Source organism: Actinomarinicola tropica (genome assembly GCF_009650215.1).
Classification (GTDB): Bacteria; Actinomycetota; Acidimicrobiia; order Acidimicrobiales; family SKKL01; genus Actinomarinicola; species Actinomarinicola tropica.
In genome coordinates, this window is sequence record NZ_CP045851.1 from 2665017 (window position 1) to 2678374 (window position 13358).

A 13358-nucleotide genomic window follows, 5' to 3' on the forward strand; every position below is an offset into this window, starting at 1 on the left:
CGGCCGACGAACGACACCGCCGGTAGCATCCGCGGCATGGCCGAGCGTCCGGAGGCACCGCCCGTGGAGACCACTACGGCGCCCCGGAGCACCGAGCTCGTGCACCTCCCCCCGGTCGCCGACGCGGGCCCGACGCCCCCGGAGCCCGACCCGGACCGCCTCGGCGACGTCGACGAGTGGGGTCGATCCGAGCGCATGCGCGCAGTGGCCCGGGCCCTGTACGACCCGATGTACCGGCACTGGTTCCGCGCCGAGTGGGAGCACCTCGACCGGATCCCCACCGAGGGCGGCGCCCTCCTCGTCGCCAACCACGCAGGGGCCGTCCCGCCCGACGCCCCGGTGATCATGCACGGCATCGAGACCGAGCTCGACCGCCCCGTCTACGGGTTGGCCGACCACATGTTCCGCGACATCCCCGTCGTCGGCACGCTGTGGTCGCGCATGGGCGGCGTCGTCGCCCACCCCGACAACGCGTACCGGCTCCTCCACGACCAGGGGCAGCTCGTCCTCGTCTTCCCCGAAGGCATCAAGGGCCCGGGCAAGCACGTGAGCGAGCGCTACCGACTGCGGCGGTTCGGTCGGGGCGGCTTCGTCGAGATCGCCATGCGCGCCGGGGTCCCGATCGTGCCGATCGCCGTCGTCGGCGCCGAGGAGTCGATGCCCGTGCTGGCCAAGTCGACCACCGTCGCCCGGGCGATGGGCCTGCCCTACATCCCGTTCACCGTGGGGTACCTGCCGGCGAAGTTCCGCCTCCGGGTGCTCGAGCCGGTGCGCCTCGACGTCGAGCCCGGCCTGGACCGCTACTCCCGCAGCCGGATCATGGACGAGTCAGAGGCGATCCGCGGCCGCATCCAGGAGGAGCTGCACGACATGCTCCGCAGGCGCCGCTCGATCTGGTTCGGCTGATGGGACGCCGCGTCCTCGTCACCGGGCTCGGCACGTTCTGGGGCGGCCGCGTCGCCCAGGCCCTGGAGTCGGAGCCCGACGTCGACGTCGTCGTCGGCATGGGCGTCGAGGAGCCGAAGGTCCCCCTCGAGCGCACCGAGTTCGTCCGGGCCGACGCCTCGTACTCGATCCTCTCCCGCCTGGTGAAGGCCACCCAGGTCGACACGATCGTCCACACCCACCTCGTCGTCGACCAGACGCAGATGCCGTCCCGGCAGGTCCACGAGACGAACGTGATCGGCACGATGAACCTGCTGGCGGCGGCGTCCGACCCCGCGAGCTCGGTGCGCGACGTCATCGTGAAGTCGTCGACGCTCGTCTACGGCTCCTCGGCCCAGGACCCGACGTGGTTCACCGAGGAAACGCCACGGCGCAGCCGCAAGCCGACGGGGATCGAGCGGTCGCTCGAGGAGGTCGAGGGCTACGTGCGGGACTTCGCCCTCGACAACCCGCACGTGAACATCGCGCTGCTGCGCTTCTGCAAGGTCCTCGGCGAGGAGCTGGTCACGCCCATCAGCCGGGCGCTGCAGCTGCCGCTCGTCCCCTCGATCGCCGGGTTCGACCCCCGCATGCAGTTCGTCCACGAGACCGACGTCGTGGCCGCGATGGCCTTCGTCCTCCGCCGTCGGCTGAGCGGCGTCTACAACGTGGCGGGCGATGGCGTCCTGCCCTGGAGCGAGGTCGCGGCGATCTGCGGCAAGCGCACCTTCCCGATCACCCCGTACGGCACCGGCCTCGCCGGGATCGCCCTGCGCCGCCTCGGGCTCGACCTCCCCGACGAGCTCCTCACGCTGCTGCGCTACGGCCGCGGCGTCGACAACAGCCGGCTGAAGGACCTCGGCTTCGCCTACCGGTGCACGACCGCGGGGACGGTGAGGGCCTTCGCCGAGGCCACCCGGCTGCGGGCCACCGTCGGCGACCCCCACCCGACCTACACGTTCGAGCAGGACGTCGAGCAGTTCTTCCGCCACTCCCCCGCCGTCGTGCGCGATCCTGACCGACCGTGAGACCGCTGCGGTACTCGATCAACGTCACGCTCGACGGCTGCTGCCACCACGAGGCGGTCCAACCCGACGAGGAGCTCCACCACTACTGGGCCGCGAGCCTGGAGCGGGCCGACGCCCTGCTCTTCGGCCGGGTCACCTACGGGATGATGGAGGAGGCGTGGCGGCGGCCGGCGTCGGGCGAGTGGCCGGACTGGATCGACGCGGAGCTGATCCCCTTCGCCCGCACGATCGACGCCGCGAGGAAGTACGTCGTGTCGAGCACGCTCGACAGCGTCGACTGGAACGCCGAGCTCGTCCGGGGCGACCTGCGCGAGGCCGTCGAGGCGCTGAAGTCGGAACCGGGGCGGGGCATCTTCGTCGGTGGCGTCACCTTGCCGCTGGCGCTCGCCGACCTCGGGCTGATCGACGAGTACGAGCTCGTCGTCCACCCCGTCGTGGCCGGACACGGGCCGACCCTGTTCGCCGGGCTGCGACAGCCGCTCGAGCTGGAGCTCGTCGACCGCCACGAGCTGGGCTCCGGTGCCGTCGCCTGCCGTTACCTGCCCAAGCGGTCGGGCACCTGAGCCGCCGGCGCGGTCAGTCGAGCCAGTCGCGAGAGAGCTGGTCCCCCCGGGTGGCCCACTCCTCGGCGGTGATGGCGAAGCGCATGTGGTCCTCCCACGCGCCGTTGATCTCGAGGTAGCGCTCGGCGATGCCCTCGAAGCGCAGGTCGAGCTTCTCGACCACGCGCCGGCTCTTGTCGTTGCGGGGGATGATCGAGATCTGGATGCGGTGCAGCCGCAGCTCCTCGAAGGCGAAGCGGCAGATGAGCACGACGGCCTCGGGGACGTAGCCCTGGCCGGCGTGGCGCTCGTCGATCCAGTAGCCGACGTAGGCGCTCTGGAACGGGCCCCGCTGGACCGACGAGATGTTGATCTCGCCCGCGAAGTCGCCGTCGACGAAGATGCCGAACCCGTAGGCCGTGCCGAGCTGGCGCTCGCGCTGGCGGGCGCTGCACCGGATGGCGAAGGCGTCGCGGTCCTCGACGGCGTCGGGGTGGCCGGGGAGGCGCTGGGGCTCCCACTTGGTGAGCCAGTCGTGGTTGCGTCGACGCACCTCGCGCCACTGCTCGAAGTCGCCGATGACGAGGGGCCGCAGGACGATGCGGCGGCCGATGAGCGCGCTCACCGACCCAGCACCTCCCCGAGGGCGCCGAGCAGGAGCGTGACGTTGCGCTGGCGTGCGGTGTGGCCCATCAGGCCGATCCGCCAGACGCGCCCCGCGAACTCGCCGAGCCCGCCGCCGATCTCGATGCCGTAGGTGTCGAGCAGCGTGCGACGGATCGTGGCGTCGTCGAGCCCGTCGGGCAGGTCCTCGGGGACCCACACCGTGGTCAGCTCGGGCAACCGGTGGGTGTCGGCGGCGAACAGCTCCATGCCCATGGCCTCGAGACCCTGGTGCAGGGCCATCCCGCAGGCGGCGTGGCGGGCCCACGACGCGTCGAGTCCCTCGTCGAGCAGCACGCCGAGGCCGGCGTGGAGGGCGTAGATCATGCTGATCGGCGCGGTGTGGTGGTACGCCCGGGCGCCCTCGCCGGTGACGTAGCGGGCGATCATGTTGAGGTCGAGGTACCACGACGAGGGGCGCTCGACGATCCGGTCGACGGCGGCATCGGAGAACGTGAGCGGGCTCAGGCCCGGGGGGACGCCGAGGCACTTCTGGGTGCCGCTGTAGGCGATGTCGACCCGCCACTCGTCGACCGTGACCGGGATGCCGCCGAGAGAGGTGACGCAGTCGACGAGCAGCAACGTGCCGTCGGGTCGGTCGGCCAGCGGGGCGACGTCGTTGCGCACGCCCGTCGACGTCTCGGCGTGGACGACCGCGATGATCGCCGGCGACGGGTGGGCGTCGAGCAGCCGCTGCGGGTCGATCGGCTGGCCCCAGGGCGCCTCGACCCGGATCACGTCGGCGCCGCAGCGGGCGGCGACGTCGCACATGCGCTCGCCGAACACGCCGTTGACGCCGATCACCACGGGGTCGCCGGGGCGGACGACGTTGACGAACGCAGCCTCCATGCCCGCCGAGCCCGTGCCGCTGACCGGGAACGTCAGCCGGTTCTCCGTCCGCCACACCTGGCGGAGACGCTCGTTGGTCTCGTCGAGCAGGGCGATGAAGTCGGGATCGAGGTGCCCCAGCACGGGCCGGGAGAAGGCCTCGATGACCTCGGGGTACGGGTTCCCGGGCCCGGGGCCCATGAGGGTTCGCTCGCGGTGCGGCATCGGGCCTGACACTAGGCGCGGCGTGCTCCCCTCCGTTCTGGGTACCGATCTCCACCGCACATGTCGCGATCCGTACCAAGAGCGGTGTCAGGCCCTGGCCTACCCGCTCGCGTTCCATTCTCGGTACGGAACTCGACCGTGGGTGTCGCGGGCCGTACCGAGAACGGCGCCTGGGGGCGGAGCCGGCGCGATCGGCGAGGGGTCGGCGCCCGGTGTCAGCGGAGGGAGGCGGCGAGGCCGTCGAGGAGGTCGCGCTCGGAGACGAGGAGCGGGTCGACGTGCAGCGAGCGCATGATGGCGACGAGGATCGCCGAGCCGCCGACGATCACCTCGGCCCGGTCGGGGTGCAGGCCGGGGTTGAAGCGGCGGTCCTCGAGCGGCTCGGTCACGAGCGTGCGGAACACGTCCTCGGCCGCGTCGTGGGTGAGCTCGAAGTGGTGGGTCGCACCGGGCTCGTCGACGCCGCACCCCAGCTCGACGGCGGCGACGGTCGTGACCGTGCCGGCGACGCCGATCCACGTGCGGACGTCGGCCAGCTCGGGGAGCTCCCTCTGCACGTCGGCCAGGTGCGCCTCGGCCACCGAGAGGCAGGCGACCAGCTCCTCGGGCTCGGGCGGGTCGGACTCGACGAAGCGCTCGGTGAAGCGCACCGAGCCCATCTCGACCGAGAGCACCCGCTCCAGCTCCGTGGTCCCGTACGCGAACTCGGTCGAGCCGCCGCCGATGTCGACGACGCAGAACGGCCCACGTGAGGGGTCGAGCCCGGCGGTGGCCCCGGCGAACGACAGCCGCCCCTCCTCGTCACCCGGCAGGATCTCGGGCCGCACGCCGAGCGTGGCCTCGGCCCGGTCGAGCAGCTCGTCCCGGTTCGTGGCGCTCCGGGCGGCGGAGGTGGCGGCGACCCGGACGGCCTCGACGCCGTGCTCGTCGAGGAGGCGGCGGTGCTCGGCCAGCTCGGCGATCGTGCGGTCGAGGGCGGCCGGGTCGAGCCGCCCCGTGCGGTCGACGCCGGCGCCGAGCCGGGTGATCGTCTGGCGGCGGACGACGTCGCCGTCGGGCCCGCTGATGAGCAGCCGGATCGTGTTGGTGCCGCAGTCGACGGCCGCGACGAGGTCAGCCACCGGCGGGTACCCCCTCGTCCGGAACGCCGGGCTCGTCGGGCTCATCGAGGTGGTCGGCGACCCATCGGCCGACGGGGTCGTCGCCACCGGCCAGGTACCAGGCGTAGTGGGCGTGCAGGCACTTGACGCCGCGCCGGGTGCCGCCGACGCCGCCGTACGGGCGGGGGCCAGCGTGGTCCGCCGGCACCTCGGCGTCGCGCTCAGCGGCGTACGCGGCGTGGGCGGCGGCGAGGGCGCCAGGATCGACGGCCTCCTCGGCCCGCTTCACGCCGCCGCGCGACTCCAACCGGCCGACGGCGACGCGCTCGGCCGCGCCGACCAGCCAGTAGCGGGTCGGCATGGGCGTGCCGTCGTCGAGCAGCGGGGCGTTGCGGATCACGACGGGCACGCCGGCATCGTCACGGACGACGACCTCGAACTCCCCGAGGGGCGCCCGGCCGAGCAGCTCGGTGACCGCTCCGCGGTCCGCGTCGTGCACGCCGGGAGCGGTCAGCTGCCCCGCCCGCGGAGCCAGCGCAGGATGAGCAGCACGATGACGATCACACCGATGGTCGGTGCCAGGCGCTTGGCGACCGGGACGCCGGCGGCGTCGAACAGGTCGACCGGCTTGGCCTCGGGCTGGTCGATGCGCCGGACGTTCGACGGCGTGGTGTCGACCGCCGGGCCGGCGTTGCTCGCGGGCGCCTCGCCGGTGGCGGTCGCCGCAGCGGCCTCGGTGGTGCCGGCGTTGCTCGCCGCAGGCTCGGCCGACGTGGACCCGGCGGCGGTTGCGGGCGGGGCCTCCTCGGCCCCCTCCTCGCCGGCGAGCACCGTGGTGTGCAGGTTCTCGACGAACTGGTCGAGCAGCTTGGCGCTCACGTCGGCCATGACGCCCCGTCCGAACTGGGCCACCTTGCCGGTGACCTGGAGGTCGGTGTGGACGCTCACCTTTGTGCCTTCGCCTGCGGCCTCGAGCCGCGCGGTGATGCGGGCGTTGGCGTTGCCCTGGCCGCGGGTGTCACGGCCGTCGGCCTTCAGCACCGCGACGTGGTTCTCGTCGTCCTTCTCCTCGAAGGTGGCCTTGCCCTTGTACTGGGCGGTGATCGGGCCGACCTTCACCTTGACGACGCCGCGGTACTCGTCGCCCTCGACCTCCTGCAGCTGGGCGCCGGGCAGGCACGGGGCGATGCGCTCGACGTCGGTGAGCACGGCCCAGGCCCGCTCGACCGGCACGGCGACCTCGAAGTCGTTCGTCAGCTCCATCGTCGGAGATCCTCCTGCGTGTCGATGTCCACGGGCGTGCCTGGGCACGGTACCGCCTCGACGAGGTCGCTCCGTCCCCGGATGAGCGACCGGGCGCCCTCGTCGCCCTCGCTCGGGAGCAGAGGCCAGACCTCCTCGGCCAGGCGGACGGGGTTGCGCCGCTGCCCGTCGTAGGTGGCGACGGCGATGGGCGACGTGCTCGCGGCGACGGCCGCCCACGCCGCCGGCTCGATCAGGGGCTGGTCGCCGAGGCCGACGACCATCGCGTCGTGGCCCGCGGCGGCGACGGCCTGCCGGGCGACCTGGAGGGACGTGGCCTGGCCCTCGGCCCAGCGCGGGTTGTCGACCACCGTCACCCCGGCGGGGAGCACGGCGCGCACGTCGATCGCACCCACGACGACCACGACCTCGTCGAGCCCGGCGTCCACTGCGGCCTGCACGGCCTGGGTGACGACGGTGGAGCCACGGAAGGGCGCGAGGAGCTTGTGCCCCTCCCCCTCGAACCGTCGCCCACCGCCGGCGGCGAGGACGACCGCGGCCGTCGTGCCCATCGGCCTAGCGGTGGATGCTGCCGGCGGTGTCGCGCAGCGACGGCGCAGGTCGGCCGGTGCGCAGGGCGATGACCTCGGCGAGGATCGAGATCGCCGTCTCCTCCGGGGTGCGGGCGCCGATGTCGAGGCCGATCGGCCCCATGATCCGGGCGAGCTGCTCCTCGGTGACGCCCTCGGCCCGCAGGCGCTCTCGGCGGTCCTCGTCGGTGCGGCGCGAGCCCATCGCCCCGAGGTAGCCGACGTCGGTGGCGAGCGCGGCGACGATGGCCGGCACGTCGAACTTCGGGTCGTGGGTGAGCACGCACACAGCGTCGCTCGGACCGAGCTCGGCGCCCCGGGCCTCCACGAGGCGGTGGGGCCAGTCGACGACCACCTCGTCGGCCATCGGGAAGCGGCGCTCGGTGGCGAACACCGGTCGGGCGTCGCACACCGTGACCCTGTACCCCAGCACCTTGGCGACCCGTGCCAGCGCCGCGGTGAAGTCGACGGCACCGAAGATCCACATCTGCGGCGGCGGCGCGAAGGACTCGATGAACACCGACACCGTGGTCTCGCCCGCCTGGCCGCGGGGGCCGTAGTGGCGCATCCCGGACCGACCTGCGTCGAGCTCGCCCCGCACGTCGCGACCGACGACGCGGTCGAGGTCCTCGTTGCCGAGCGAGCCGACCGGGTCCTGGCCCGGCACGACGAGCAGCTTGCTCCCGGCACCCGGCCCCTCGACGACCGTCGCCAGGGCGACGGGCTCCTCGGCGCGCAGCCGCTCGCGCAGGATCTCGTAGATCGGGGCGGGATCGGCCACCGCTACCAGTCCAGCGGCTCGATGAAGAGGTGGACGGTGCCGCCGCAGGTGAGGCCGACGGCGAACGCCTCGTCGTCGCTGTACCCGAACGTCACGATCCGCCGCTCGGCGCCCTGGAGGATCTGGAGGGCCTCGGTGACGACGGCCCCCTCGACGCAGCCGCCCGACACCGAGCCGGCGACCTCGCCGTCCTCGTTGACGGCCATGGCCGCCCCCGGTTCTCGCGGCCCGGACCCGTCGATGTCGACGACGCGTGCCACCGCGACGCGCTTGCCGGCCGCACGCCAGCGTTCGATGTCGTCGAGGATCTCCCTCATGCTGCGATCTCCTCCGCGAGGTGCTCCAGCGCGGCCAGCGAGTGGCCTGCGATGAACGTATCCACGAACGGCAGCGCCGCGGCCATCCCGCGCGCCAACGGCTCGTAGCCGGGCGTGGCCTTCAGGGGGTTGACCCACACGACGCGGTGGGCCACCCGGTGCAACCGACCCATCTGCTCGGCGAGCAGGTCCGGGTCGCCCCGGTCCCAGCCGTCGGAGAGGATCACGACCACGGCGCCGCGAGCCATGCCGCGGACCCCCCACTGGTCGTTGAACGTCCGCAGCATCTCGCCGAGGCGGGTGCCGCCCGACCAGTCCTCGACGGCGTCGGCCGCCCGAGCGACGGCGGCGTCGGGGTCCCGCGAGGCGAGCTCGCGCGTGATCCGGGTGAGCTGGGTGCCGAGCGTGAACGCCTCGACGCGGGCCCGACCGACGACGGCGGCGTGGACGAAGCGGACGAGCGAGCGGGCGTAGGGCTCCATCGAGCCGCTGATGTCGACGAGCAGGACGAGGCGCCGGGGCCGCTCCCCCGGTGCCGTCGTCGAGAGCCGGGTGGTCTCGCCGCCCCGGCGCAGGGCGTCGCGCAGGGTGCGTCCGAGGTCGATGCGGGCGCCGGCCTCGCCGACGTGGCGACGCCGACGGGACGGGCGGCGGGCCGACACGACGCGCATGCGGTCCATCAGCCGGTGGGCCTCGGCCAGCTCCTCGTCGGTGCAGCTGGCGAAGTCGCGCTCGCGCAGCACCTCCTGGGCGCTGTAGCGCACCGACAGGACCGGCCCCTCCTCGTCGCCCGACTCGTCGGGCGCCTCGGACGGGTCGTCCTCGCCGTCGTCCAGTGCGACGGTGATGCGCTCCGGTGCCGATGCGCCGCGCAGGACCGCCGCCGCGCCGTGGTCCCAGTAGGCGCGGAACACCTCGTCGTAGACGGGGACGTCCTCGGGCCGGGTGACGAGCGTGGCCCGGCCCGCCCAGTACGCCCCGGCCCGGTCGTCGAGCCCGACCTCGCCGAGGGCCTGGACGAACAGCACGGTGCTGCCCACCGGCACGACGAGTCCGGCACGCCGCAGCGCGGCGACGAAGCCGACCACCGCCCGGTCGACGCCGGTGGTCACCTCGACCCCGTCAGGTGGCACGGCGCGCCGCGTCCTCGACGAGCGCCTGCAACCCGCGGCCGCGGACGCGCTCCTGGTCCTCCCGGTACTTGAGGACGGTGCCGAGCGTGGCGTCGATCGTGTCGACGGTGAGGTCGCGCTGGCCGAGCAGGTGGACGGCGGTGGCCCAGTCGATCGTCTCGGCCACCCCCGGCGGCTTGTAGAGGCCGAGGTCCCGGAGACCCGCGGTGGCCGCCGCGACCTGGCGGGCGAGGGACTCGGCGACGTCGGGGGCCCGCATCCGCACCACGGCGACCTCCCGCTCGAAGTCCGGGTGCTCGACCCAGTGGTAGAGGCACCGGCGCTTCAGCGCGTCGTGCAGGTCGCGGGTGCGGTTGGAGGTGACGACGACGAGCGGTGGGGTGGGCGCCCGGAAGGTGCCCAGCTCGGGGACCGTGATCGTGAAGTCGGAGAGGATCTCGAGGAGGAAGGCCTCGAACTCGTCGTCGGCCCGGTCGAGCTCGTCGATGAGCAGCACCGGCGGGACGCCCTCGCCGTGGTCGAGCGCCCGCAGCAGCGGGCGGCGGACGAGGAACCGCTCGCTGTACAGCTCGTCCTCGAGTCGATCGGTCTCGTCCCGCGTGGCCGCCCCGGTGGCCTCCGCCGTGCGCAGGTGCAGCAGCTGGCGGGCGTGGTCCCACTCGTACGCCGCCTGGCCGAGGTCGATGCCCTCGTAGCACTGGAGCCGGATGAGCTCGCCGCCGGTCCAGCGGGCGAGCGTCTTGGCCACCTCGGTCTTGCCGACACCGGCCTCGCCCTCGAGCAGCAACGGCCGGTGCAGCCGCATCGCGAGGAAGATCGCCGTGGCGAGACCCTCGTCGGCGAGGTACTCGTGCGCGGCCAGCGCGTCACGGACGTCGTCGACCGACCCGGGCGTCACGTCCGTGCGCCCGCCTCCTCGAGCGCCCGCCGCACGAGCACCCGCGCCAGGTGCCGCCGGTACTCCTCCGACGCGTTGAGGTCGGCCGTGGGCTCGGTGCCCTCGTCGGCGACCCCCGCGGCGTCGGTGAGCGACGCGCCCTGGGACAGCGCCGACTCGGCGGCCGTCGCCCGCAGCGGCGTGGAGCCCATGTTGACCAGGCCGATGCCGGTGCGTCCCGCGCCGTGCACGAGGGCCACGCCGACGATGGCCCAGTCCTGCGCCCGCCGGTTGAACTTCTGGAACGACCAGCCGACGCCCGCAGCCTTGGGGACGCGCACCTCGGTGAGCATCTCGTCCTCGGCGAGGGCGGACTCGAAGTAGCCGGTGAAGAACTCGCCGATCGGGATCTCGCGGGTGGCGCCGCCGGCGCCGGTGGCGACCAGGGTGGCGTCGAGCGCGAGGAGCGCCGCGGGCAGATCCGATGCCGGGTCGGAGTGGGCGAGCGTGCCGCCGATGGTGCCGCGGTGGCGGACCTGCGGGTCGCCGACGTGGGACGCGGCGTGGGCGAGCAGGGGGACCTCGGCGGCGAGGAGCGGGTCGACCTCGAGGTCGCGGTGGCGGGTGAGCGCACCGATCGCGACGTGGTCGCCGGCGTCGCGCACGTAGCGCAGGTCCGACAGGCGTCCCACGTCGACGAGCACGCCGGGGACGGCGAGGCGCAGCTTCATCATCGGGAGGAGCGAGTGGCCGCCGGCGAGCAGCTTGGCCTCGTCCCCGTGCCCGCCGAGGAGGGCGATGGCGTGGTCGGCGCTGTCGGCGCGGACGTACTCGAAGGCGGCGGGGATCACGACCGCCCTCCGGAGGTGACGTCGACCGGGGTCATCGACGGCTCCGACGACGGGTCGCCCGACGCCGCGGCCAGGACCGCCTTGACGATGTTGTGGTAGCCGGTGCAGCGGCACAGGTTGCCCTCGAGGCCCTCTCGGACCTCGCGCTCGGTCGGGTCCGGGTTCTCCTCGAGCAGCGAGGTGGCGGCCATGACCATGCCCGGCGTGCAGTAGCCGCACTGGAGGCCGTGGTGCTGGCGGAACGCCTCCTGCATCGGGTGCAGCGTGCCGTCCGCCGCGGCCAGGCCCTCGATGGTGGTGATCTCGCTGCCGTCGGCCTGCACGGCGAGCACCGTGCACGACTTCACCGATTCGCCGTCGAGGTGGACGGTGCACGCGCCGCACGACGACGTGTCGCAGCCGATGTTCGTCCCGGTGAGACCGGCGGTCTCCCGGATGAAGTGCACGAGCAGCGTGCGCGGCTCCACGTCCGCGCGGTGCTCGGCGCCGTTGATCCTCAGCGTGATCTCCATGCATCCCCCGGCTCGTCGCTGTCGACAGTCGGGAGACTACCCCTCAGCTCAGGGCGCGTCGGCCGGCGGGGCAGCCGTGAAGGGCCACCCTGGGGGGATGTCGATCGGTGGCGCAGGCAGCGGGAGCAGGCTGTAGGCCTCCTCTCCCGGGCGGACCATGCCGTACTGCTCGCGGGCGAGCAGCTCGATCTCCTCCGGCGAGTCGAGCGCCGCCACGCGGGCGTCGAGCTCGGCCAGCTCGGCGTCGAGCTCCTCGAGCTCGGCCGTCGACGCCGAGATGGCGTTGCGCTGGTCGAGCCAGGTGCGGGTCGGGAACATCGTGAGGAAGAGCGCGCCGATGACGAGGAGCGCGGCCACGACGGGCCACACGAGTCGGCGGGCGTTCGCCTCCACGGTCAGCTCCGGCCTCGCGGCGCGAGCGCGGCGGCGCCCCAGAACTCGGCGGCCTCGCCGAGGTCCTCCTCGATGCGCAGCAGCTGGTTGTACTTGGCGACCCGGTCGGAGCGGGCCGGGGCGCCGGTCTTGATCTGGCCGCAGTTGGTGGCGACCGCGAGGTCGGCGATGGTGGCGTCCTCGGTCTCGCCCGACCGGTGCGACATGACCGCCGTGTAGCCGGTGCGCGTGGCGAGGCCGACGGCGTCGAGCGTCTCGGTCAGCGAGCCGATCTGGTTGACCTTGACGAGGATCGAGTTGGCCACGCCAGCCTCGATGCCCCGTGCCAGGCGCTCGCTGTTCGTGACGAAGAGGTCGTCGCCGACGAGCTGGATGCGGCCGCCGAGCGCCTGGGTCATCGACGACCAGCCGTCCCAGTCCTCCTCGGCCATGCCGTCCTCGATCGAGACGATCGGGTACCGGTCGCACCAGTCGGACCAGAAGGCGACCATCTCGTCGGAGGTGAGGCTGCGGTCCTCGGAGGCGAGCACGTAGCGGCCGTCGGAGAAGAACTCGGTGGAGGCCGGGTCGAGCGCGATGGCGATGTCGTCGCCCGGCGTGAAGCCGGCCTGCTCGATCGCCTCGACGAGCAGCTGCACCGCGGACTCGTTGCTCAGGAGGTCCGGCGCGAAGCCGCCCTCGTCGCCGACGGCCGTGGACAGGCCGCGGTCGTGGAGGACCTTCTTCAGCACGTGGTAGGTCTGCACGCCCCAGCGGAGCGCCTCGGAGAACGAGGCCGCGCCCACCGGCATCAGCATGAACTCCTGCACGTCGACGTTGTTGTCGGCGTGCTCGCCGCCGTTGAGCACGTTCATCATCGGCACCGGCAGCACGTGGGCGTTGGCCCCGCCGACGTAGCGGTAGAGCGGCACGGCGAGCTCGTCGGCTGCGGCCTTGGCGACGGCGAGGGACGTGCCGAGGATGGCGTTGGCGCCGAAGCGGCCCTTGTTCTCGGTGCCGTCGAGGTCGAGGAGGATCGTGTCGATGCCCCGCTGGTCGAGGGCGTCGAGGCCCTCGAGCGCGTCGACGATCTCGGTGTTCACGGCACCGACCGCCTGGAGGACGCCCTTGCCGCCGTAGCGGTCGCCGCCGTCGCGGAGCTCGACGGCCTCGAACTGACCGGTCGATGCGCCGGAGGGGACGATGGCGCGGCCGCGCGCACCCGACTCGAGGACGACCTCCACCTCGACGGTGGGGTTGCCGCGCGAGTCGAGGACCTCGCGGCCCACCACGTGTTCGATCGCGCTCATGTCGGGGGTGTTCCTCCTGCTCAGACCGGTCATCGGCCGTGTCGGCCGGGACCTTGATGATGG

General features: G+C 73.3%; 17 protein-coding genes. 3 read left to right on the forward strand and 14 right to left on the reverse strand.

The window, feature by feature from the left end:
• Positions 1–36 precede the first annotated feature (36 nt).
• From GH723_RS13125 to GH723_RS13135, 3 genes are read left to right on the forward strand one after another with little or no spacing between them, the layout of a single operon-like run.
• Complete coding sequence (locus GH723_RS13125) at positions 37–906, forward strand: lysophospholipid acyltransferase family protein (protein ID WP_153760070.1); 870 nt, start codon at positions 37–39, stop codon at positions 904–906.
• Positions 906–1952 (forward strand): NAD-dependent epimerase/dehydratase family protein, encoded by a 1047-nt coding sequence (locus GH723_RS13130; protein WP_153760071.1) that lies wholly within the window; start codon positions 906–908, stop codon positions 1950–1952. The genes GH723_RS13125 and GH723_RS13130 overlap by 1 nt, the downstream gene beginning before the upstream one ends.
• The gene (locus GH723_RS13135; RefSeq protein WP_153760072.1) at positions 1949–2515 is read left to right on the forward strand and encodes a dihydrofolate reductase family protein; all 567 of its coding nucleotides are present in this window, start codon (positions 1949–1951) and stop codon (positions 2513–2515) included. The genes GH723_RS13130 and GH723_RS13135 overlap by 4 nt, the downstream gene beginning before the upstream one ends.
• 13 nt (positions 2516–2528) lie before the next feature.
• Here GH723_RS13135 and GH723_RS13140 read toward each other — a convergent pair whose 3' ends face one another.
• From GH723_RS13140 to eno, 14 genes are all read right to left on the reverse strand, one after another.
• Positions 2529–3119, reverse strand: coding sequence for a GNAT family N-acetyltransferase (locus GH723_RS13140; protein ID WP_195210291.1), 591 nt, complete (start codon positions 3117–3119; stop codon positions 2529–2531).
• A complete protein-coding gene (locus tag GH723_RS13145) occupies positions 3116–4210 on the reverse strand; it encodes a pyridoxal-phosphate-dependent aminotransferase family protein (protein ID WP_153760074.1) in 1095 nt (364 codons plus the stop codon). Before GH723_RS13145 ends, GH723_RS13140 begins: the two co-directional genes overlap by 4 nt.
• Positions 4211–4425: 215 nt before the next feature.
• Entirely contained in the window at positions 4426–5331 is a 906-nt protein-coding gene (locus tag GH723_RS13150; protein WP_195210292.1) for a Ppx/GppA phosphatase family protein, read from the reverse strand.
• Complete coding sequence (locus GH723_RS13155; protein ID WP_195210293.1) at positions 5324–5809, reverse strand: DUF501 domain-containing protein; 486 nt, start codon at positions 5807–5809, stop codon at positions 5324–5326. Before GH723_RS13155 ends, GH723_RS13150 begins: the two co-directional genes overlap by 8 nt.
• An 11-nt stretch (positions 5810–5820) precedes the next feature.
• On the reverse strand, positions 5821–6573 hold the full coding sequence (locus GH723_RS13160; protein ID WP_153760077.1) for an SRPBCC family protein: 753 nt from the start codon (positions 6571–6573) through the stop codon (positions 5821–5823).
• Complete coding sequence (locus tag GH723_RS13165; protein ID WP_153760078.1) at positions 6564–7124, reverse strand: nucleotidyltransferase family protein; 561 nt, start codon at positions 7122–7124, stop codon at positions 6564–6566. Before GH723_RS13165 ends, GH723_RS13160 begins: the two co-directional genes overlap by 10 nt.
• A gap of 4 nt (positions 7125–7128) precedes the next feature.
• Complete coding sequence (locus tag GH723_RS13170; protein ID WP_153760079.1) at positions 7129–7923, reverse strand: XdhC family protein; 795 nt, start codon at positions 7921–7923, stop codon at positions 7129–7131.
• 2 nt (positions 7924–7925) lie between these two features.
• Positions 7926–8240, reverse strand: coding sequence for an XdhC family protein (locus GH723_RS18875; protein WP_153760080.1), 315 nt, complete (start codon positions 8238–8240; stop codon positions 7926–7928).
• Complete coding sequence (locus GH723_RS13180; protein ID WP_195210294.1) at positions 8237–9373, reverse strand: vWA domain-containing protein; 1137 nt, start codon at positions 9371–9373, stop codon at positions 8237–8239. The genes GH723_RS18875 and GH723_RS13180 overlap by 4 nt, the downstream gene beginning before the upstream one ends.
• On the reverse strand, positions 9363–10271 hold the full coding sequence (locus GH723_RS13185; protein WP_229022825.1) for an AAA family ATPase: 909 nt from the start codon (positions 10269–10271) through the stop codon (positions 9363–9365). Before GH723_RS13185 ends, GH723_RS13180 begins: the two co-directional genes overlap by 11 nt.
• The gene (locus GH723_RS13190; RefSeq protein ID WP_153760081.1) at positions 10268–11101 is read right to left on the reverse strand and encodes an FAD binding domain-containing protein; all 834 of its coding nucleotides are present in this window, start codon (positions 11099–11101) and stop codon (positions 10268–10270) included. Before GH723_RS13190 ends, GH723_RS13185 begins: the two co-directional genes overlap by 4 nt.
• Complete coding sequence (locus GH723_RS13195; RefSeq protein ID WP_153760082.1) at positions 11098–11613, reverse strand: (2Fe-2S)-binding protein; 516 nt, start codon at positions 11611–11613, stop codon at positions 11098–11100. Before GH723_RS13195 ends, GH723_RS13190 begins: the two co-directional genes overlap by 4 nt.
• Before the next feature lie 48 nt (positions 11614–11661).
• Positions 11662–12006, reverse strand: coding sequence for an FtsB family cell division protein (locus GH723_RS13200; RefSeq protein WP_153760083.1), 345 nt, complete (start codon positions 12004–12006; stop codon positions 11662–11664).
• Positions 12007–12008: 2 nt separating this feature from the next.
• Positions 12009–13295, reverse strand: coding sequence for a phosphopyruvate hydratase (gene eno, locus GH723_RS13205; protein WP_153760084.1), 1287 nt, complete (start codon positions 13293–13295; stop codon positions 12009–12011).
• Between the last annotated feature and the right edge of the window lie 63 nt (positions 13296–13358).